The 20,527-nt window shown below is 69.1% G+C and carries 18 protein-coding genes; 6 read left to right on the top strand and 12 right to left on the bottom strand.

Features of this window, described 5'->3' with window-relative positions:
- Positions 1-80 precede the first annotated feature (80 nt).
- From AB0959_RS21790 to AB0959_RS21770, 5 genes are all read left to right on the top strand, one after another.
- Positions 81-1,556, top strand: a complete 1,476-nt coding sequence (locus AB0959_RS21790; RefSeq protein WP_366828080.1) for a VWA domain-containing protein — start codon at positions 81-83, stop codon at positions 1,554-1,556.
- Positions 1,531-2,538: a toll/interleukin-1 receptor domain-containing protein gene (locus AB0959_RS21785; protein WP_366828079.1), complete on the top strand. Its 1,008-nt coding sequence runs from the start codon at positions 1,531-1,533 to the stop codon at positions 2,536-2,538. The genes AB0959_RS21790 and AB0959_RS21785 overlap by 26 nt, the downstream gene beginning before the upstream one ends.
- Before the next feature lie 128 nt (positions 2,539-2,666).
- A complete protein-coding gene (locus AB0959_RS21780) occupies positions 2,667-3,200 on the top strand; it encodes an NUDIX hydrolase (RefSeq protein WP_366828078.1) in 534 nt (177 codons plus the stop codon).
- A gap of 90 nt (positions 3,201-3,290) precedes the next feature.
- Positions 3,291-3,995 (top strand): hypothetical protein, encoded by a 705-nt coding sequence (locus AB0959_RS21775; RefSeq protein WP_366828077.1) that lies wholly within the window; start codon positions 3,291-3,293, stop codon positions 3,993-3,995.
- Between the two features lie 194 nt (positions 3,996-4,189).
- The gene (locus AB0959_RS21770; protein ID WP_366828076.1) at positions 4,190-4,873 is read left to right on the top strand and encodes a DUF899 domain-containing protein; all 684 of its coding nucleotides are present in this window, start codon (positions 4,190-4,192) and stop codon (positions 4,871-4,873) included.
- Between the two features lie 115 nt (positions 4,874-4,988).
- On the opposite strand, the gene AB0959_RS21765 is transcribed toward AB0959_RS21770, so the two are convergent.
- Together AB0959_RS21765 and AB0959_RS21760 are read right to left on the bottom strand one after the other, a co-directional pair.
- Positions 4,989-5,345, bottom strand: a complete 357-nt coding sequence (locus AB0959_RS21765) for a carboxymuconolactone decarboxylase (protein ID WP_366828075.1) — start codon at positions 5,343-5,345, stop codon at positions 4,989-4,991.
- 202 nt (positions 5,346-5,547) lie between these two features.
- Positions 5,548-6,513 carry a nitronate monooxygenase gene (locus tag AB0959_RS21760; RefSeq protein ID WP_366828074.1) on the bottom strand — a complete coding sequence of 322 codons (966 nt, stop codon included), beginning with the start codon at positions 6,511-6,513 and terminating at the stop codon, positions 5,548-5,550.
- 145 nt (positions 6,514-6,658) lie between these two features.
- Between AB0959_RS21760 and AB0959_RS21755 the strand changes: the two genes are divergently transcribed.
- Positions 6,659-6,982 carry a hypothetical protein gene (locus tag AB0959_RS21755; protein ID WP_366828073.1) on the top strand — a complete coding sequence of 108 codons (324 nt, stop codon included), beginning with the start codon at positions 6,659-6,661 and terminating at the stop codon, positions 6,980-6,982.
- Between the two features lie 37 nt (positions 6,983-7,019).
- Here AB0959_RS21755 and AB0959_RS21750 read toward each other — a convergent pair whose 3' ends face one another.
- The 10 genes from AB0959_RS21750 to AB0959_RS21705 form a co-directional block, all read right to left on the bottom strand.
- Positions 7,020-8,951, bottom strand: a complete 1,932-nt coding sequence (locus AB0959_RS21750; RefSeq protein WP_366828072.1) for a TIGR03960 family B12-binding radical SAM protein — start codon at positions 8,949-8,951, stop codon at positions 7,020-7,022.
- Positions 8,952-9,042: 91 nt separating this feature from the next.
- Positions 9,043-10,716: a CYTH and CHAD domain-containing protein gene (locus tag AB0959_RS21745; RefSeq protein ID WP_366828071.1), complete on the bottom strand. Its 1,674-nt coding sequence runs from the start codon at positions 10,714-10,716 to the stop codon at positions 9,043-9,045.
- Positions 10,717-10,825: 109 nt separating this feature from the next.
- Positions 10,826-12,025 (bottom strand): rod shape-determining protein RodA, encoded by a 1,200-nt coding sequence (gene rodA / locus AB0959_RS21740; RefSeq protein ID WP_366828070.1) that lies wholly within the window; start codon positions 12,023-12,025, stop codon positions 10,826-10,828.
- Positions 12,022-14,283, bottom strand: coding sequence for a penicillin-binding protein 2 (gene mrdA, locus AB0959_RS21735; RefSeq protein ID WP_366828069.1), 2,262 nt, complete (start codon positions 14,281-14,283; stop codon positions 12,022-12,024). Before mrdA ends, rodA begins: the two co-directional genes overlap by 4 nt.
- A 191-nt stretch (positions 14,284-14,474) precedes the next feature.
- Positions 14,475-15,143 carry a rod shape-determining protein MreD gene (gene mreD, locus AB0959_RS21730; protein ID WP_366828068.1) on the bottom strand — a complete coding sequence of 223 codons (669 nt, stop codon included), beginning with the start codon at positions 15,141-15,143 and terminating at the stop codon, positions 14,475-14,477.
- A 13-nt stretch (positions 15,144-15,156) separates the two neighbouring features.
- Positions 15,157-16,101, bottom strand: a complete 945-nt coding sequence (gene mreC, locus AB0959_RS21725) for a rod shape-determining protein MreC (RefSeq protein ID WP_366828067.1) — start codon at positions 16,099-16,101, stop codon at positions 15,157-15,159.
- 174 nt (positions 16,102-16,275) lie between these two features.
- Complete coding sequence (locus AB0959_RS21720; protein ID WP_004931372.1) at positions 16,276-17,295, bottom strand: rod shape-determining protein; 1,020 nt, start codon at positions 17,293-17,295, stop codon at positions 16,276-16,278.
- A gap of 776 nt (positions 17,296-18,071) precedes the next feature.
- Positions 18,072-18,485 carry a nucleoside-diphosphate kinase gene (gene ndk, locus AB0959_RS21715; protein ID WP_131570790.1) on the bottom strand — a complete coding sequence of 138 codons (414 nt, stop codon included), beginning with the start codon at positions 18,483-18,485 and terminating at the stop codon, positions 18,072-18,074.
- A 90-nt stretch (positions 18,486-18,575) separates the two neighbouring features.
- Positions 18,576-18,935: a DUF4233 domain-containing protein gene (locus tag AB0959_RS21710; RefSeq protein ID WP_366828066.1), complete on the bottom strand. Its 360-nt coding sequence runs from the start codon at positions 18,933-18,935 to the stop codon at positions 18,576-18,578.
- A gap of 5 nt (positions 18,936-18,940) precedes the next feature.
- On the bottom strand, positions 18,941-20,461 hold the full coding sequence (locus AB0959_RS21705; protein WP_366828065.1) for a folylpolyglutamate synthase/dihydrofolate synthase family protein: 1,521 nt from the start codon (positions 20,459-20,461) through the stop codon (positions 18,941-18,943).
- Positions 20,462-20,527 lie beyond the last annotated feature (66 nt).

Raw genomic sequence — 20,527 nt, 5'->3', positions numbered from 1 at the left:
CCCGATGCGGGCGGAGCATGCGGTTCCCGCGCCGCCTGCCGGACATACATGGTTGTGTTGCCGGTTGAGGGGGGAGCCGTATGAACGAGCCATCCACGCACAGTGATCAACCTGTACAACTCCTGGTGGTGCCCGAACGGGCGGCGGCACGCGACGACCAGGTGACCGAGCTGGACCTGGTCGTCGAAATCAGGTGCCGGATCGCCGAAGAGGCCTCGGGCCGGACCGACAAGGCCTCGATGAACCTCTGCCTGGTCATCGACCGCAGCGGCAGCATGGCGGGCCAGAAGCTGGAGACCGCACAGCGCAGCTGTGTCGAGATCTCCCGCCGGATCACCGGCGACGACCTGCTCACCGTGGTCGTGTTCGACGACGACGCCGAAGTGGTGGTCAACCCGCAGACGCCCCGGGACAAGGTGGAGGAGAAGCTCAACGCGATCCGCAGCGGCAGCACGACCAACCTTTCGCTGGGCTGGTACCAGGGACTGCTGGAGCTGCAGACGCACATGACGAAGGGTCACTACAACCGGCTGGTGCTCCTCTCGGACGGCATGGCCAACCGGGGCGAGACGAAGAAGGCCGCACTGGCCTCCATGGCGTCCCGAGCCCGTGACGAAGGCATCACCACGTCCACCGTGGGTATCGGCACCGATTTCCAGGAGGATCTGCTGGAGGCAATCTCCACCGCCTCCGGCGGCCGGTTCTGGTACATCGGCGACTCCGCGATCGAGAGCATCCTGGAGGAGGAGTTCCGCGGCGCGCTCACCGTCGCCTACGACCGGCCCCGGGTGCGGCTGGACCTCCCCGAGGGCGTGAAGGTCAGCGAGGAACTGCACTCGCTGCGCATGAGCCCTCGCGGCGGCTACGGTCTGCGGTCCCTCAAGGGCCAGGACGTCTTCAACTTCGCCGTACGCCTGGAGATCGACCCCGAGCGGGTGGAGGGCGATTCCTTCCGCATCGGAGCGACGCTGTACGACGACCGCGACGAGGTCGTCTCCGATGAGCAGGACGTGACACTGGCCCCGCAGCCGCAGGTCGCCGCCACGCCCGTCCATCCGCTCGTCCACAGCGTGGTGGCGCAGCACCGCGCGGCGACGACCGACGAGCGGCTGATGGCGGGACTGGAGTCCGGGGACCTCAGCGGTATGAAGACCATGTTGATGGCCGAGGTCGAACGGATGCGCACGGTCGACGCGGCGCTCAGGGTGCAGCAGTGGGCCGACAACCCTCGCTACTACGGGGAACTGCGGAACATCAGCTTCCATGTGGGAAACAAGGCCACGTCCATGTTGCTCGCCGACGCCCTCGCCCCGTACAGCGCGGCGATGGTGGTGCGGCAGTTCATGGGGCGGTGGCGCAAGGCGGTGAAACGAGGCTGGGCTCGTAGCGACTACCGCGACCACGGCGTGTACGAGGCCGACTCGGACAGGCTCCTCGACCTGCTCGTGGAGGCGATCCAGGTCATCGACCAGCTGATCGCGGAGTTCCCGCAGGACAGGGCCGAACTGGAATCAAAGCGCGAGAGAATCCGTGAGCAGCTGGCAGACCTTCAATAACGCCGACTGGACGTTCAGCGAACGGTCCGGGAACCTCATCGGCCACGGCGGCGGCATCGGGGACTACGCCGCCTCGTACGCCGTCGACACGTCACTCGGCAGGAAGCACGACGACCGCGTCCTACCGATGCTCAACGGCCGCGTCTCGGCTCAGATCCGTCTCTCGAGCGGTACCGGGACGGGCGCCGGGCTGGTCTGCCGCGCGGACCTGGGCTGGACCTTCGTCGCCTTCCACACGATATCGGCGAACCCGACCGAACCCACGGCCCTGGCACGCTTCAGCGTCTTCCAGGAAGGCGTGCTGGTCCCGGTCGCGGAACTGCCGGAGCCGATCACCCTCGGCCGGGGCTACAACCACTTCTCGCTGGAGTTCTACTCGGGTCGCATGCGCGGCGAGATCCGGACGGAGGAGCAGAAGTACGAGCTGCTGGCCACCTGCCCGCACGTGCCGTTCCCCGGCCATGTGGGTCTGGTCAAGTTCTACGGCGCGGGACTGGTGGCGAAGTCGGTCACGGCCGAGGAGACCCTGATGCCCTTCGTCACCTCGGCCGAGCGGGAACGGACCAGAGGGCGCCAGGACTTCGCGTACGACGTGTTCCTCTGCCATGCCACGCCCGACAAGCCGGAGGTCCAGCAGTTGGCCGAGCGGCTGGGCAAGGACGGCATCCGCTGCTGGCTGGACAGCGGAGAGGTCCAGTTCGGCGACAGGATCACCCAGAGGATCCAGGAAGGGCTGCGGCAGAGCCGGTATCTGCTCCCGTGCGTGAGCCCGCGCTTCCCCGACTCCGTCTGGGCGCAGTCGGAGTACGCGGCCGTGCTCAACGCCCAGCACAGCGGGGACTCCTCCCGGAAGGTGATCCCTTTGATGCTGGCCGACGCCAAGGTGGAGCACATACCGGACCTGCTCGTGGACGTACGACGGGTGAACACCACGAACCAGGTCGAGTTCGAGGAGTTCATCGCCTTCCTGCAGAGTCAGTGACGGTCCCCCGCACATCGGCCCCGGGGCGTCTCCCCCTTCCGCATTCCGGCACACTCCCCATGGACGCGCAGGACGGCACCGCTCGGTCGGGGTGCGCGGGCGCGGCGTCGAGTGCGAGGGAGAAGGACATGGATCATCAGGACGTCTGGGCACGGCACGGACGGCGGAAGACCTGGGCAACCCCCCGTTTCACGGTGTGGGAGGACGACGTCACCACACCCGACGGCCGGCCGGGACGGTACGACTGGATCGAGGCACCGGACTCGGTGCGGGTCGCCGCGTTCGTCGACGGGCACGTGCTGGTCGTCGAGCAACATCACTATCTGGTCGGTGTGACCTGGCAGCTTCCCGGAGGGGGCGTCGATGCCCAGGACCGGACCAGCGAGGCCGCCGGCCGACGGGAGCTCGCCGAGGAGACCGGCTACCACGAGGGACACTGGACGGACCTGGGGTCCCTGTACCCCCTGCCCGGGCTGTCGCCGGCCCGCGTCCACCTCTGGCAGGTGCGGGAGCCGGTCGCGAAGGCTCCGGAGCCCGAGCCGGGCGAGGCGGATCTGATCGTGCGGCACCTTGAGCCGCACGAGGCAGTCGCCGCCGCCCTGGACGGCCGGATCGCCTGCGCGCCCAGCGCCGCGCTGCTGCTGAGGTGCCTGCGTTCATGAAGACCTGCACCACCGGGCGAACGCGACGTGCCAGCGGGTAGATTCTCGGCGCGGGCCCGTAAGGGCCAACGGGGCACGCCTGGTGGGGGCATGACGAACTTGACGACCAACTCGACGACTCCGATGCGCAGGCTGCTGCGCGGCCGCACCACGCGGCTCCTGACCGCCATGGTCATCGGTGCGCTGACCGGAGTGGTGGTGTTCGCCATCACGCAGGTCACCGGACGCAATCTCTTCATCATCACCGGGGCCATCGCGGGAGCCGTCGCGGTCACCGTGCTCCAGCTCTACGGGCGGTCGGCACGGCTGGCCGAGGTGAAGGTCACGGTTCCCCAGATCAGTGAGTTCACCTTCGTCGTCGACAACGACGCCCGGCAGGTGGCCTGGCACCTGTTCGTCGAGACCGCGACCAGGGTGTCCACGCAGCCGCTGGCCTCGGACGAGGGGCTCATCAGGGAAGCGATGAACTCGCTCTACAGCCTCTTCGCCACCACGCGCGACATCCTGAAGGGAAGCCGGCCCTCCGTGGCCGTCGCCGGGAACCAGACGGTCGAGTCCCTGGCTCTCGCCATGCTCAACCAGGAACTGCGTCCGTTCCTCTCCACCTGGCACCCGCGGCTGCGCGGGTTCGAGACGGCACATCCCGACGGCCCCGAATCGGCCTGGCCCGACAACGCGACCTGCCGCGCCGAACTGCGCCGTGTCCAACGGCACATACACGCCTACGCACTCGGCTTCGCCCGGCTCGCCGGAGTCCACGACGCCGACACCCTGATCAGCAGGTCACTCAGCTGACCCCCGCGCTGCTCCCACAGGCGACGGCCCGCCGACCCGGCACCCCCTCGATCGATCACCTCAATCGATCGTATGTTTGATTTCTCCTGTGTGGGCGTGCACCAGTGCCCGGATCAGCCGACCCTGGAGACAGGGGTCCTGCTGGGCATCGCTCAGCGGATGAGCCGGGACCGACAGGGAAGGTGAAGGTCGCCATGAAGACACCCCCGATCGTTTCACCGCGTGAGTGGGACACCGCGCGCGAGCAGCTGCTGGTGGAGGAGAAGCAGCTGACCCACGCACGTGACGCACTGGCCGCCAAGCGTCGGCAGATGCCGTGGCTGGCAGTGGAGAAGAAGTACGAGTTCGAGGGGCCCGAGGGCAGGGTGGGTCTGGTCGACCTGTTCGAGGGACGTCGTCAGCTCATCGTCTATCGAGCCTTCTTCGAGCCCGGGGTGACCGGCTGGCCCGACCACGCCTGCGTCGGCTGCTCCATGGTGGGTGACCACGTCGGCAACCTCGCTCATCTCAACGCCCGCGACACCACACTCGTGTTCGCCTCGCGCGCACCGCAGCCGGAGATCGAGCGGGTGAAGGCGCGGATGGGCTGGACGATGCCCTGGTACACGATCACCGACGACTTCGACGCCGACTTCGGTGTGGCGGAGTGGCACGGCACGAACGCCTTCATCCGCGAGGGCGACAGCGTGTTCCGCACCTACTTCATCGACGCCCGCGGTGACGAGTCGTTGGGCAGCACCTGGAGCTACCTGGACATGACCGCGCTCGGGCGGCAGGAGAACTGGGAGGACTCGCCCACGGACTACCCCCAGACCGCGCCGTACGAATGGTGGAACTGGCACGACGAGTACGGCGGCAGGGTACGGCGGCAGGGCTGAGCCGGCCCGGAGGCCAGCCCGCCCTTCTCGTTCAGATCTCGTTCAGATCTCGTTCGGAAATCCCGCTTCCTGGCTCGGGTCCCTCACTCGGTTCTCTCGGGGGTTTCCGCCCTGCTCAGGACTTCCGGGCCCCGCCCTTGGTGCCCTTGGCGATCGCTTCGGCGTCGGACTCGGCCACCGCGACGGCGAAGCCCAGCGCCTCTGTTATGTGACCTGCCGCAGCCATGACGCGTGCGGTGCCCACGACGGGAGCGATGGCGACGAGGACGTCCTGTACCTGCTCGATCGTCAGGTTGGCCTTGACGGCGGGGTCGACATGGGCGAGGTAGGAGATCGCCGGTGCGTCCATGGCCGCGAGCGCGGCGATGCGGGTGAGGATGAGCGAGGCTTCGTCCATGCCACAGCGCTCGATCGAGTCCATGGTCATGGCGGCGAGCGTGTCGAGTACGGGAGCGTCGGACACTGTTGCCATCTCAGGACCGCCTTCCGGTTCTGTACGGAGGCACGCGGCACCTGGCAGAGCACGGCACACACGCGCCAGCTGCTTGCCCTTCCACGGTAGGGGGCCACCTGGTCTCACGCATGCCGGGCCGTGCGGGTGAACGCCATGAACGCCAGGGCCCGGGCGCCGACTGAGCCGCCGGCGCTCTCCGAGGACCGCTCGCGTGTCGCGGTCACTGCCTTCCCGCTCGGGCCAGCGCGTCCTCGGCCTGCTCGGCCAGGGTGGCCACGAGGTCGGCCGCGGGCGGCAGGTCGGTGATGAGGTCGACGGCCTCGCCGGCCCATACCGGCGCCGGGGGCACCTCGCCTCGTGCCACGTCGTCCTGATAGGCCCGCTGCGCCTGCCGCGGGTTCGCGGCGAGTTCCGCTTCCCTTCCCCGCCATTGGTCCAGGTAGCGGTGACCCAGGGTGCGTGCGGTGTACCGGGAGGGCCAGCGGGAGCCACGGGCGATGTCGAGGATGCGATTGCGCTCGGTGTCCTGGCCGCGCCCCTCGACGAGCGCGTGCGCGGTTGCCGACGGGACCAGAGCCTCGGCCGTCGCCTGGAAACGGGTGCCGATGAGGGCGCCCGCCGCCCCCAGGGCGAGCGCGGCCGCCAGCCCGCGGCCGTCGGCGATCCCTCCGGCCGCCAGCACCGGCACGGGTGCCGCCAGGTCCACCACCAGCGGCACGAACGGCAGCGTGGACCGTCCGTGCCGGGCACCGTGTCCCCCGCTCTCGGTGCCCTGCGCCACGATGACGTCGGCACCCAGGTCCACCGCCTGCCGGGCCTCCTCCAGGTCGGTGACCTGCAGGACGAGTGTCACTCCGGCCCGGCGGACGCGTTCGGTGTACGGGCTCGGATCCCCGAAGGACAGCATCACCGCCCTGGGCCGGTGCTCCAGCGCCCGCTCGACCGCGCCCACATCGATCGCCCAGGTCTGGAAGCCGATACCCCACGGCTCGTCAAGGCCCCGCGTCAGGAAGGGGAGTTCGCGGGCCATCCAGTCCGGATCCCCGTTCCCCGAGCCCAGCAACCCGAGCCCGCCACCCCGCGAGACGGCCGCCGCCAGCGCACCCCCGGCAGAACCACCCATGGGCGCCAGCGCGACCGGATGCCGCACACCGAGCAACGTCGTGAACGCCGTCGACAACACCATGACCGCCATCATCACGCCCACCATCCCGCGGGGACACCCCACGACCCCCACCGCGCAGATCACCCACCGCGACACGCACGACGCCAGGAAAGAGCGATCCTGCGCTCCAGCCGGCGCGCCCGGTCGCCCGTCATAAGGTCAGCCGATGACCGAGTACGACACCTACGGCACGAACGCCCACACGACGAGCGAGTTGGCCGAGCTCGTCACCGATCTCCTCGAAGTCACCTTCACCGGGCGCGAGAGTGACTACCGGGGCGCATACGACATCGCCAAGGGCACCTGGGGACGCATCGAGATCCAGCCCAATGCCATCCCCGGCGATGACGGCCAGGACGACCTCTACGCCCCCGACCGCCCATCGGTCCCAGTGCTCCTACTGACCGCCATTCCCCACCCGGACCCTGCCCTCCACAGACGTCTCAGCTCGATCGAGGGCCTCGCCCACCTCGGCCACGAAACATCGTGACGGGCCGCTGATACCCGTCTCAGCCGGCCGGATCCGGCTACTTCACCGTCAGCGGCAGGAGCTTCCTGCCCGTGGGGCCGATCTGGATCTGGGTGTCCATCTGAGGGCAGACGCCGCAGTCGAAGCACGGCGTCCAGCGGCAGTCCTCGACCTCCGTCTCGTCGAGGGAGTCCTGCCAGTCCTCCCAGAGCCAGTCCTTGTCCAGGCCGGAGTCGAGGTGGTCCCAGGGCAGGACCTCCTCGTACGTGCGTTCGCGGGTCGTGTACCAGTCGACGTCCACGCCGAAGGGGGCCAGCGCCTTGTCGGCGCAGCTCATCCAGCGGTCGTACGAGAAGTGCTCGCGCCAGCCGTCGAAACGGCCACCGTCGTCGAAGACCGCGCGGATGACCGAGCCGATACGGCGGTCGCCCCGTGACAGCAGGCCCTCGACGATGCCCGGCTTGCCGTCGTGGTAGCGGAAGCCGATCGAGCGGCCGTACTTCTTGTCGCCGCGGATCTTGTCCCTCAGCTTCTCCAGGCGGGCGTCCGTCTCCTCGGCGGAGAGTTGCGGGGCCCACTGGAAGGGGGTGTGGGGCTTGGGGACGAAGCCGCCGATCGAGACGGTGCAGCGGATGTCGTTGGACCTCGACACCTCGCGGCCCTTCTGGATCACACGCGTCGCCATGTCGGCGATCTGGAGGACGTCGTCGTCCGTCTCCGTCGGCAGGCCGCACATGAAGTACAGCTTCACCTGACGCCAGCCGTTGCCGTAGGCGGTGGAGACGGTCCGGATCAGGTCGTCCTCCGAGACCATCTTGTTGATGACCTTGCGGATGCGCTCCGAGCCGCCCTCGGGGGCGAAGGTCAGGCCCGAGCGGCGGCCGTTGCGCGTCAGTTCGTTCGCCAGGTCGATGTTGAAGGCGTCGACGCGAGTGGAGGGGAGGGAGAGGCCGATCTTGTCTTCCTCGTAGCGGTCGGCCAGGCCCTTGGCGATGTCGCCGATCTCCGAGTGGTCCGCGGAGGAGAGGGAGAGGAGGCCCACCTCCTCGAAGCCCGTTGCCTTCAGGCCCTTGTCGACCATGTCGCCGATGCCCGTGATGGAGCGCTCACGTACCGGGCGTGTGATCATGCCCGCCTGGCAGAAGCGGCAGCCGCGCGTGCAGCCCCGGAAGATCTCCACCGACATGCGCTCGTGCACCGTCTCGGCGAGCGGCACGAGGGGCTGTTTGGGGTACGGCCACTCGTCGAGGTCCATGACCGTGTGCTTGGACACGCGCCACGGCACGCCCGACCGGTTGGGGACGACGCGGGCGATACGGCCGTCGGGGAGGTACTCGACGTCGTAGAAGGCCGGGATGTAGACCCCGCCCGTCTTCGCCAGGCGGAGGAGGACCTCCTCGCGGCCGCCGGGACGGCCCTCCGCCTTCCACTCCTTGATGATCCGCGTCATGTCGAGCACGGCCTGCTCGCCGTCGCCGATGACGGCCGCGTCGATGAAGTCGGCGATCGGCTCGGGGTTGAACGCCGCGTGGCCGCCGGCCAGGACGATCGGGTCGTCCACCGTGCGGTCCTTGGACTCCAGGGGGATTCCCGCCAGGTCCAGGGCCGTCAGCATGTTCGTGTAGCCCAGCTCCGTGGAGAAGGAGAGGCCGAACACGTCGAAGGCCTTCACCGGGCGGTGGCTGTCCACCGTGAACTGCGGGACGCCGTGCTCCCGCATCAGCTCCTCCAGGTCCGGCCACACGCTGTAGGTGCGCTCGGCGAGGACGCCCTCCTGCTCGTTCAGTACCTCGTAAAGGATCATGACGCCCTGGTTGGGCAGCCCGACCTCGTACGCGTCGGGGTACATGAGCGCCCAGCGGACGTCACAGGCCTCCCACGGCTTGACGGTGGAGTTGAGCTCTCCGCCGACGTACTGGATCGGCTTCTGCACATGCGGGAGCAGAGCTTCGAGCTGCGGGAACACCGACGCAGCGACTTCGGCAGGCATCTCGCGGACCTTCGTGAGCTGGAGGGAATGGACAGGAGTGACCATCCAGCCTAACGCGGCCCGCCCGGCCCTTCGTACGCGTACGTCAGCCTCAGGACGCGCAACAGCGCTCGTACGCCTCCGGAAGCGCGGCCTCGATCTCCGCCGCCCTCCGTTCCTCGCGGCCCCACAGCACCCCGTACGTGAACGAGCTCTCCCCCGCCCCCTGGGCCTGTGCCGCCAGGCCGCGCAATGCCTCCCTGGCCATCACGCTGTCCTGGTGGTCGCCGAGGAGGGTCTGGAGGGACTTCATGGCGCGGACCCGGTCCTTGAAACGGTCGTCGAAGCCGGATGCCGCCTCCGCCGCGTACCGGGCGCGCTTGGCCTTCTTGCGGGCCTCGTGCATCGCCAGGTCGCGCTCGGCGCTGGACGGCACGTCCAGGGCCTGCCGGACCAGCGCGGACACCCGTCCCACGTCCTTCAGGACGGCCTTGGTGAGCACCTTCTCCGGGTCACCCTCGGCGGCCTTGAGCAGGGGCGGCTCGGCGAGCAGCGCGTCCAGGGTGTTCAGCAGGTCCAGGTAGCGCTTCCCGTCGAGTACGGCGATCAGCCGCCGGCGGGAGCCGGAGCTGCGGGCGTGCGACCAGGTGCGCAGCCGGGTGCGGACGGGGCCGATCAGGAGCGTCCTGGGGAGGTCGGTGAGCGCGGACGTCAGGCGTTCGGTCAGCACCTCCTGGTCGCGGTCGACGCCCAGCTCCCCCGCCAGCCACTTGAGTTCTTCGCCGATGGGGTCGGTGAAGGTGCGGTCCAGGACCTTGCCGTACGACCGGAAGGAACTGCGCAGCCGACGGGTCGCCACGCGCATCTGGTGCACGGAGTCGGGCAGGTCACGGCGGACGGCGGGGTCCAGGCCGACGATCGCGTCACGCTGGGCGCGCACGTAGTCGAGGACGTAGTCGACGGCGACCCGCTGCGGCTCGGGGACGCCCTTGCCACTCGCCTCTCCTGCCGTGGCCGCCTTTCCCCCCTTGGCCGCCCGGTCTGCCGTGCCTGCCTGGCCTGCCGTGGCCGCCTTGGTCCCCTTGCCGCCCTTGGCCGCCCCCGCCTTACCTGCCTTACCCGCCTTGCCTTCCTTGGTTCCCTTGGGCTCCTTGGCCTTCTTTCCGGGCCCGCTCGTCCCGGCCCCGCTCGGTGCCGTCTCGCTGAGGGCTCTCGCCAGCTTCGACGGCGACGCGGCGGCCCGTACGCCCGCCTTGCGCAGCTTCTTGTCGACTTTGTCGAGGAAGTCCGGGTCACGGCCGTCGGCCAGTTCCACCTCGATCTCGGACCACTGTGCGCCGCGTCCCTCGCCGGTGAGCCGCTCGGCGTGTACGGCGTCGACGCTGACCTCGGCGAGGAGCGCGCCATCCGCGTCGAGCAGGTCACGGACGTCGCGGGAGGAGCGGATGCGGACGAGGGGGACGAGGTCGGTGTCGCGGACCCGGGAACGCACGAGCTGCGCGAGGATGCGGGGCACCGTGTCGGAGAGTGGCGCGCGGATCTCGTCCCGTACGCCGGAGGAGACGGGGAACTTCAGGTGCCAGCCCGCGTCGTCGCCCCCGGTGCGGCGGCGCAGAGTGATCGCGGCGGCCGCGAGGCGTTCGTCCGGGGTGTCGTAGTAGACGGCGTCCAGGTCGGCGACGCCCTTGTCGACCACGGTCGCGACCCCGGCGACCCCGGTCAGGTCGGGCAGGCCGCTCTCGTCGGATTCGTACTTCCGCTCGATCTCGCGTTTCGTGTCCGCCATGAACCGAATCTAGTCGCTCATCCGTTTCCTGGGCAGACCTCGCTTAGTTGAATCATCGACACCTCGAGTTCACCCAGGCGACACGGTTCGTTACGCCTTGCTGTTGTCGCTACGCCGACATGGGCCGCTGCACCCGGATCGACTGCAACAGTCCCACGGCCACCCACACCGCGAACATCGATGACCCTCCGTACGACACGAACGGGAGTGGCAGACCGGCCACCGGCATGATGCCCAGGGTCATCCCGATGTTCTCGAAGGACTGGAAGGCGAACCAGGCGATGATCCCGGCGGCGACGATCGTGCCGTACAGCTCGGTCGTCTCGCGGGCGATGCGGCAGGCGCGCCACAGGACGATGCCCAGCAGGAGGATGATCAGGCCCGCGCCGATGAAGCCCAGTTCCTCTCCCGCGACCGTGAAGACGAAGTCAGTCTGCTGTTCGGGCACGAACTGGCCGGTGGTCTGCGATCCCTTGCCGAGTCCGGTGCCGAAGAGGCCGCCGGAGCCGATGGCGATGCGGGCCTGGTTGGTGTTGTAGCCGACGCCGGCCGGGTCGAGCTCGGGGTTGGCGAAGGCGGCGAACCGGTTGATCTGGTACTCGTCGAGGATCTTGAGCTGCCAGACCGCGATCGCGCCGATCGCGCCCGTACCGATCAGCCCGAGCACCCAGCGGTTGGAGGCGCCGGAGGCGAGCAGCACGCCAAGCACGATGATGACCATGACCATGACCGAGCCGAGGTCGGGCATGAGCATCACGATCAGTATCGGTACGGCGGCGAGGCCGAGGGCCTGCAGAACCGTGCGGTGGTCGGGGAACTGGCTGTCGCCCGCGTCCACTCTGGCGGCGAGCAGCATCGCCATGCCCAGGATGATCGTGATCTTCACGAACTCGGAGGGCTGCAGCGAGAAGCCGCCGCCGAGGACGATCCACGCGTGGGCGCCGTTGATGGTGGCGCCGAGCGGGGTGAGCACGAGCAGGATCAGGAAGACCGAGATGCCGTACAGGATGGGGACGGCCGTGCGCAGGGTGCGGTGGCCGAGCCAGACCGTGCCGATCATCAGGGCGAACCCGATGCCGGTGTTGAGCAGGTGCCGGACCAGGAAGTAGTACGGGTCGCCCTGGTTGAGCTCGGTGCGGTTGCGGGTCGCCGAGTAGACGAGGGCCGCGCCGATCGCGGACAGGGCGACGGCGCACAGCAGTATAGGCCAGTCGAGCCTGCGGGCGAGCGAGTCGCGGGCGAACAGCCGGGCCCAGCCGGTGCGCTGGGGTCCGTACCCGGAGACGGAGAAACTGTTGGCGCCTGTCATGGCGACGTCCTTTGCCTCTTCCTCTTCCTCGGGCGGGCCGTGCGCCGTCGGGTGTCACGGTTGTTGCCGGTGGTGGGGTCCGGCACGGTGGCGGCCGGGCTGTTGCCCGTCACCGGCAGGGCCCCCTCCTCGGTGGCCTGCTCCGTCTTCTTCGGCGGGTACGCCCCGACCTTCGGGGAGTCGATCGACCCGTCGGACTCGATCTTCGGCAGGTTCTTCTGCGGGGTGTAGAGCAGCGCCTTCTTCTTGTCGATCTTGCCGTCCTCGGAGACGCCGTACAGGGCGTTGTAGAGCTTGCGGACGGCCGGGGCCGAGGCGCCGGAGCCCGTACCACCCTGGGAGATCGTCATGACGATCGTGTAGTCCTTGGTGTACGAGGCGAACCACGACGTGGTCTGCTTGCCGTAGACCTCCGCCGTACCCGTCTTGGCGTGCATCGGGATCTCGTTCTGCGGCCAGCCCTGGAAGCGCCAGGCGGCCGTACCGCGGGTCGCGACGCCCGCGAGGGCTTGGTCTATCTCGTCACGGGTCTGCCTGGTCATCGGCAGCTTGCCGTGCGACTTGGGCTTGATCTCCTGGACGTGCTTGCCGTCGGCGCTGAGGACGGCCTTGCCGACGGTGGGGTTGTAGAGGGTGCCGCCGTTGGCGATCGCCCCGTAGATGGTGGCCATCTGGATGGGGGTGACGAGGGTGTCGCCCTGGCCGATGGAGTAGTTGACGGAGTCACCGGCGCGCATGCGGTTGCCTTCGAGGCAGTTCTCGTACGCGATGCGCTCGGCGTAGCTGCCGTCCTTCTTGCCGGTCTTGCACCAGGCGTCCTTGTTGGCCTTCCAGTAGTTCAGTTTCCACTGGCGGTCGGGGATGCGGCCGGAGACCTCGTTGGGCAGGTCGATGCCGGTCTCGGCGCCGAGGCCGAACTGGTGGGCGGTCTTGTAGAACCAGTCGTTGGGGTGCTTCTTCGGCTTGGTGCCGCCGTCGCGCTGCCACTCCTCGTGGGAGAGGCGGTAGAAGACGGTGTCGCAGGAGACCTCCAGGGCGCGGCCGAGGTTGATCGGGCCGTATCCCTTGGACTCGAAGTTCTTGAAGACCTGGCCGCCGATCGAGTACGAGCTGGAGCACTCGTAGCTGCCGTCGAACGGGTAGCCGGCGTTGACCGCGGCGGCCGTCGGGACGACCTTGAAGATGGAGCCGGGGGCCGACTGGCCCTGGATCGCGCGGTTCAGCAGCGGGTAGTTGGACTTCTTGCCGGTGAGGCGGGCGTAGTCCTTGCCGGAGATGCCGCCGACCCAGGCGTTCGGGTCGTACGACGGGTTGGACGCCATGGAGACGATGCGGCCCGTCTTGGCCTCCATCACCACGACGGCGCCGGAGTCCGCCTTGTAGTTGGTTCCGGTGTTCCGGTCGACCTCTTTGCGGGCCGTCTTCATCGCCTCGTTGAGCTCGTACTCGGCGATGCGCTGGACGCGGGCGTCGATGCTGGTGACGAGGTTGTCGCCGGGCTGGGCGGGGTCGGCCTCGGCCTGGCCGATGACGCGGCCGAGGTTGTCGACCTCGTAGCGGGTGACGCCGGCCTTGCCGCGCAGCTGCTTGTCGTACTCGCGCTCCAGGCCGCTGCGTCCGACCTGGTCCGAGCGCAGGTACGGCGAGTTGGTGTTCTGGGCCTGCTTGATCTCCTCGTCCGTGACGGGCGAGAGGTAGCCGAGCACCTGCGCGGTGTTGGACTTGCCCGGCGCGGGGTAGCGGCGCACGGCCTGGGGCTCGGCGGTGATGCCGGGGAAGTCCTCGGAGCGCTCGCGGATCTGCAGGGCCTGCTTGGCGGTGGCCTCGTCGGTGATGGGGATCGGCTGGTACGGCGAGCCGTTCCAGCAGGGCTGTGGGGTCTTGGAGTCGCACAGCCGGACCTTGTTCATGACCTCCTTGGGCGTCATGCCCAGGACGCCGGCGAGCTTGGTGAGGACCGCCTTGCCGTCGTCCTTCATCTTCAGCAGGTCGGTGCGGGAGGCGGAGACGACGAGCCGGGTCTCGTTGTCGGCGATCGGCACGCCGCGCGCGTCGAGGATCGAGCCGCGTACGGCCGGGTCGACGACCTGCTGCACGTGGTTGCCGGACGCCTCCTTGGCGTAGGCCTGGCCCTCACGGATCTGCAGGTACCAGAGGCGGCCGCCGAGGGTGCCGAGGAGGGAGACGACGAGGATCTGGATGATGACGAGCCGGATCTGGACCCGTGGGGTCCGACCCGTCTCGGGGATGTTGCTCACTGTGGCTGCGTCCCCCTCTCAGAGCGCGGATGTGTGTGCGCGTACGCATGATGAACGACGGGCCTGTGAGGCCGCGTTCCGCCATCGCTTCCCCGTTCGAGTGAACTCGCCCCGGGCGCGCTCGTCCGGGGTGCGCTCGCCCCGGGGGCGCTCGTCCTGGGTGAACCCGCCCCCGCTGAACTCGACCGCCCTCACAGCCGCTTGACCCCCTTGATGCGCCCGGCGCGGGCCACGCGCGACTTGACCGCCCTCATGCGGAGGCCGCCCCGCTGGCCGCCGATACTCAGGCCGGTTCCGGAGGAGAGCCAGCCCGAGGAAACGTCGGCGGCCTTGGCGGAGGAGGTCTCGGCGAGCGGGTCGTTGTCGGCGCGGCGGGCCAGGGCCATGATGCCGGGGACGACGAACGGCGCGAGCAGCAGGTCGTACAGGGCGGCCGTGAACAGCAGGCTGGGCAGGCCGACATGGCGGGCGGCCGTGTCGCCGACGAGGGCGCCGACACCGGCGTACAGCAGGGTCGTGCCGACGGCGGCGGCGACCACGACGGCCATGGGCCCGGTCGCGGACCTGAGCTGCCCGGTGTCGGGCTTCACGAGCCCGGCGAGGTAGCCGACGACGCACAGCACGAGGGCGTAGCGCCCGGCCGCGTGGTCGGCGGGCGGGGCGAGGTCGGCCAGGAGGCCCGCGCCGAAGCCGATGAGGGCGCCGCCGACGTGGCCGTACACCAGCGCCAGGCCGAGGACCGTGAGGAGCACCAGGTCGGGGACGGCACCGGGGAGATGGAGTCGGGCGAGGATGCTCACCTGGACGACCAGGGCCACGATCACGAGGGTCGTGGAGAGCAGCATCCGGTTGAAGCGCATGGTGGTTCAGCTCCTACTGCTCTTGCGGCTGTCCGTCGACGGGCGCCCCCGCGGAGGGCGTGACCGTCACCGTCACGGTCGGCGTGGGCGTGGGCTTCGGCTTGTCCGGCAGGACGGTGTCACGTGGGTCCTGGCGGGGCGCCTGGACCACGACACCGACGATGTCGAGCTTGGTGAAGCCGACGTATGGCGTGACGTAGATCGTGCGGGTGAGGTCGCCGCCGGACGGGTCGACCCGCGACACGACGCCCACCGGCACACCCGGCACGAACGGCTTGTCGGCCTGCGACCCGAAGGTGACGAGGCGGTCGCCCTTCTTCACCTTCGCCTTGCCGTTGAGCAGCTCGACCCGCAGCGGCCGGTCGCCCTGACCGGAGGCGAAGCCGAGCTCGTCGGTGGCCTCCATGCGCGTACCCACGGTGAAGTCGGGGTCGTTGGCGAGCAGCACGGTGGCGGTGTTGGGTCCGACGGTGGTGACCCGCCCGACCAGCCCGTCACCGTTCAGCACCGTCATGTCTCTCTTGATTCCGTCGTTGGACCCGACGTCGATGGTGACGGTCCACGAGAACCCCTGGGCGGCACCGATGGCGACGACCTCGGCGCCCTTGATGCCGTACCGGCCGTTGGCCGCCGTCTTCAGCATCTTGTCGAGCTGCTTGACGCGGCTCCGGTTGCGGTCGTCGCTGCCGAGCTCCGCCTTCAGGGCGGCGTTCTCCTTCTCCATCGCGGCGAGCCGGTCGTGCCGTTCGCCGGAGTCACGGATCGCGGAGACGGCATTCCCTATGGGGTCGACGGCGGTCGAGACCCCGTCCTCGATCGGGCCGAAGACCGTGGCCGCGGCCCGCCGGGCACCGTCGACCGGAGAGTCCTCCCCACCGCGGATGTCCACCGTGATCAACGCGAACGCGATGGCGATCAGCAGCACCAGGAGCAGCCGGCTCTCTCGTGTGTCCCTCACGTGCGGCGGCCGTGCCTTCCTCGTCGGAATGGTCAGTTGGTCAGTACGACATGCTCAACAAGGGGCCCCGAGCGCGTGGGCACTCACGGGTGTTATGGGGGAGCTTATGCCTCAATATCAACGATCCGCCGCACGAGAAGGGCTCGTCTCGTACGGCGGAATCGAAGCGTTACGTCATCTGCGGGGCTGGGCGTCGAGAACCTGCTGCAACGCCTCGAACTCCTCGACGCATTTGCCGGAACCGAGCGCCACGCTGTCCAGCGGGTCCTCGGCGATGTGGATCGGCATCCCGGTCTCCCTGCGCAGTCGCTCGTCGAGCCCGCGCAGCAGGGCGCCGCCGCCGGTCAGCACAATTCCCCGGTCCATGATGTCGCCGGAGAGCTCGGGCGGACACTTGTCGAGGGTCGTCTTGACGGCGTCGACAATGGCGTTGACCGGTTCCTCGATGGCCTTCCGTACTTCGGCCGCGGAGATGACCACGGTCTTCGGCAGTCCGGAGACGAGGTCCCGGCCGCGGATTTCGGTGTGCTCGTCGGCGTCGAGGTCGTACGCGGAACCGATCGTGATCTTGATCTGCTCGGCCGTCCGCTCACCAAGAAGCAGTGAGTACTCCTTCTTGATGTGCTGAATGATCGCGTTGTCCAGCTCGTCTCCCGCTACGCGGATGGACTGTGCTGTGACGATTCCGCCGAGCGAGATGACCGCGACCTCCGTGGTGCCGCCGCCGATGTCCACCACCATGTTGCCCGTGGCCTCGTGGACCGGCAGGCCGGAGCCGATGGCCGCGGCCATGGGCTCCTCGATGATGTGCACCTGGCGGGCGCCGGCCTGGGAGGACGCCTCGATGACGGCGCGGCGCTCGACACCGGTGATGCCCGACGGGACGCACACGACGACTCGGGGCCGGGCGAGATACCTCCGCTTGTGGATCTTCAGGATGAAGTAACGGAGCATTCGCTCGGTGATCTCGAAGTCGGCGATGACGCCGTCCTTGAGCGGGCGCACGGCGACGATGTTGCCGGGCGTCCGACCGATCATCTTCTTCGCTTCCGCGCCGACCGCGAGGATGCCACCGGTATTGGTGTTGATCGCGACGACGGACGGCTCGTTGAGTACGATCCCGCGACCCCTGACGTACACCAGCGTGTTGGCGGTCCCGAGGTCGACAGCCATGTCACGGCCGATGAACGACATTGAGTTCCCCATCAGGATTCGTCTGGCCTTCCCAAAGTGGAGCGCTGATGGCTTTTTCGGGTCGGCGAAGTGGGTGCTGTGACGTGAAGGCTTACATCGTAGTCTCGCCCGCACGGACACTGCGCGAGGGTCTTCGCCATTGTCAGCAGATGATGCGCCGCCTCGCTTGTGCAGACGGTCCATCAGAGTCACGCGTTCCCTCGATCGGCGCGCATATGCCGGAGGCTCGGGGATTTTTCCGCGGAGTTACCTGGTCAGGCGGGGAGTTGGACTGACGGGGAGTCAGAAAATTGGGGACTGCCGGGGTGGGCCGAATGGGTGGGGTGGGATGGTGGGGGGGGGTGGGTCGGGCTGTGTCCGGTCCGTCCGGGGTTTGTTCCGCCCCCGCCGCCCCTACCCGTCCCATCCCCAGGGGCTCCGCCCCTTCGACCCCGCACGGGGCTCCGCCCCGGACCCCGTTCGGGGGCCAGCCCCCGGACCCAGCTCCGCAAACGCCCGAGGGGCTGAATTTGCGCGGGCGGCGCTGGATAGATGGGGGCGGGGCCGGATGGTGCGGGGCGGCGCTGGATTTCCCCGGCCAGGGCCGGCTTTCAGGGCGCGGAGAACCACACGGCTTTTAGGGGCGCAGGGAACTGCGCGACCAGCCCCCACCCACCCGCACCCAACAACCCACCCCAACCACCCCCCACGGGGGCCTGGGGGCGGAGCCACCAGATACAGGATGGGACGGGTAGGGGCGGCGGGGGCGAAGAACCTCCGCGCAACCACCGTTGGTACTACGCCCGGCCGGGGAAGAAGATCTTCACCTCACGCTCGGCGGACTCCTCGGAGTCGGACGCGTGGATGAGGTTCTCGCGGACGATGACGCCGTAGTCGCCCCGGATGGACCCGGGCGCGGCCGCGATCGGGTCCGTGGGACCGGCGAGCGCCCGCAGGCCCTCGATGACCCGCTCACCCTCCACGATCAGCGCCACAACCGGCCCGGACGCCATGAACTCGACCAGCGGCTCGTAGAACGGCTTGCCCTTGTGCTCGCCGTAGTGCTGCTCCAGCGTCTCCTGGTCCAGCGTGCGCAGCTCCAGCGCCGTGATCCGCCACCCGGCCTTCCGCTCGATACGGCTGATGATCTCGCCGGTCAGCCCACGACGAACGGCGTCGGGCTTGAGGAGGACGAGGGTGCGCTGGCTCACGACGGGGACTCCTTCAAATTCACAAGTGTGCGGAGCTCAGAGGCTACCGTGCGCGCCCGAGGAAGCGTCACACAGCGTCAGGACGTCCCGTCAGGACGTCCCCGCCTTCGTGGCCGCCTCCTCCTGCGCGGCGAATCTCGCCTTCGCCTCGTCCACCTTCCGCCCGAAGTGCACGGAGGCCCACCACAGCGCCCCGAACACGGCCCCCAGGAAGAACATGACCGGGACGACGAACCCGGAGGCGATCAGCGCGATCTGGAGCGCCCAGCCGAGCTGCACCCCACCGGGACGGGTGATCAGCCCGCACAGCAGAACGCACAGCACCATCGCGACACCGCTGACCGTCCACACCGTCCCCATGGACAGGTCCGGGTCCTTCATCGCGACCAGCCCCGCGAACCCGATGACGAAGAACTCACCGATCAGCGTCGAGGAACACAACGTACGCACGGGACTCAGCCCCTCCCCAGCAGCAGTCGGGCCTCGCCGACGGTGATCACGGACCCGGTGACGAGGACGCCGCCACCCGCGTACTCGCCCTCCTCCTCGGCGAGCGTGACCGCCGCTTCCAGGGCGTCGTCGAGCCGCGGCTCCACCTGCACGCGCTCGTCGCCGAACACCTCCACGGCGATGGCGGCCAGCTCGTCCACGTCCATCGCGCGATGGCTGGAGTTCTGCGTGATCACGACTTCCGCGAAGATCGGCTCGAAGGCCTCCAGCAGCCCCCGCACGTTCTTGTCGCCGCTCGCGCCCACGACCCCGATCAGCCGGCTGAAGTCGAACGCCTCGCTCACGGCCTCCGCCGTGGCCCGCGCTCCCGCGGGATTGTGGGCGGCGTCCAGGACGACCGTCGGAGAGCGCCGTACGACCTCCAGGCGGCCCGGAGTGGCCACCGACGCGAACGCCTTGCGGACCGTGTCGATGTCGAGCCGCTCCGGCCGCTGGGAGCCCACGCCGAAGAACGCCTCCACGGCGGCCAGCGCCACCGCCGCGTTGTGCGCCTGGTAGGGGCCGTGCAGCGGCAGGAACACCTCCTCGTACTCCCCGCCGAGCCCGCGCAGCGTCACCAGCTGTCCGCCGACCGCGACCTGCCGGCCGACGACCCCGAACTCCAGGCCCTCCCGGGCCACGGTCGCGTCCACCTCGACGGCCCTCTTCAGCAGCACCTGCGCCGCGTCCACGGGCTGCTGCGCCATGATCACGGTCGCGTCCTGCTTGATGACGCCCGCCTTCTCGCCGGCGATCTCACCGGGCGTGGTGCCGAGCCGGTCGGTGTGGTCGAGGTCTATGGGGGTCACGACGGCCACGTCGGCGTCGATGACGTTGGTGGCATCCCAGGTGCCGCCCATGCCCACCTCGACGACGGCCACGTCCACGGGCGCGTCCGCGAAGGCCGCGTACGCCATGCCCGTGAGCACCTCGAAGAAGGACAGGCGGTACTCCTGCGAGCCGTCCACCATCTCGATGTACGGCTTGATGTCCTGGTACGTCTCGATGAAGCGCTCGGCCTCCACCGGGGAGCCGTCCAGGCTGATCCGCTCGGTGATCGACTGGACGTGGGGCGACGTGTAGCGGCCGGTGCGCAGCTCGAAGGCGCCCAGCAGGGCCTCGATCATGCGGGCCGTGGACGTCTTGCCGTTGGTTCCGGTGATGTGGATCGACGGGTACGACCGCTGCGGCTCGCCCAGCACGTCCATCAACGCCGCGATCCGCGTGACCGACGGCTCCAGCTTGGTCTCGCCCCAGCGCGTGGCCAGTTCCGCCTCGACCTCGCGCAGGGCCTTGTCGACCTCGGGGTCGGCGGGCCGCGCAGGGACGTCGCCCTGCGGCGGTCCGCCCTGTGCGCGCAGGGTACGGCTGCCGGCCTCGATCACCGCGAGATCGGGATCGCGGTCCGTCTCGGCCGCGATGATCTCCTCGAAGGAGTCGACGGGGTCGGGCTGCTCACTGCTGTCGTGCGGGGGGAGCTCACTCACGGGGCCAGTCTACGGACGCGGACTGACAGAGGCTTGAGGCGGCTGTGTCGCTGAGGTGAAGGCCCC

The organism is Streptomyces sp. NPDC046862 (assembly GCF_040704615.1).
Classification (GTDB): domain Bacteria; phylum Actinomycetota; class Actinomycetes; order Streptomycetales; family Streptomycetaceae; genus Streptomyces.
This window is presented reverse-complemented; position numbering and strand designations above follow the sequence as displayed.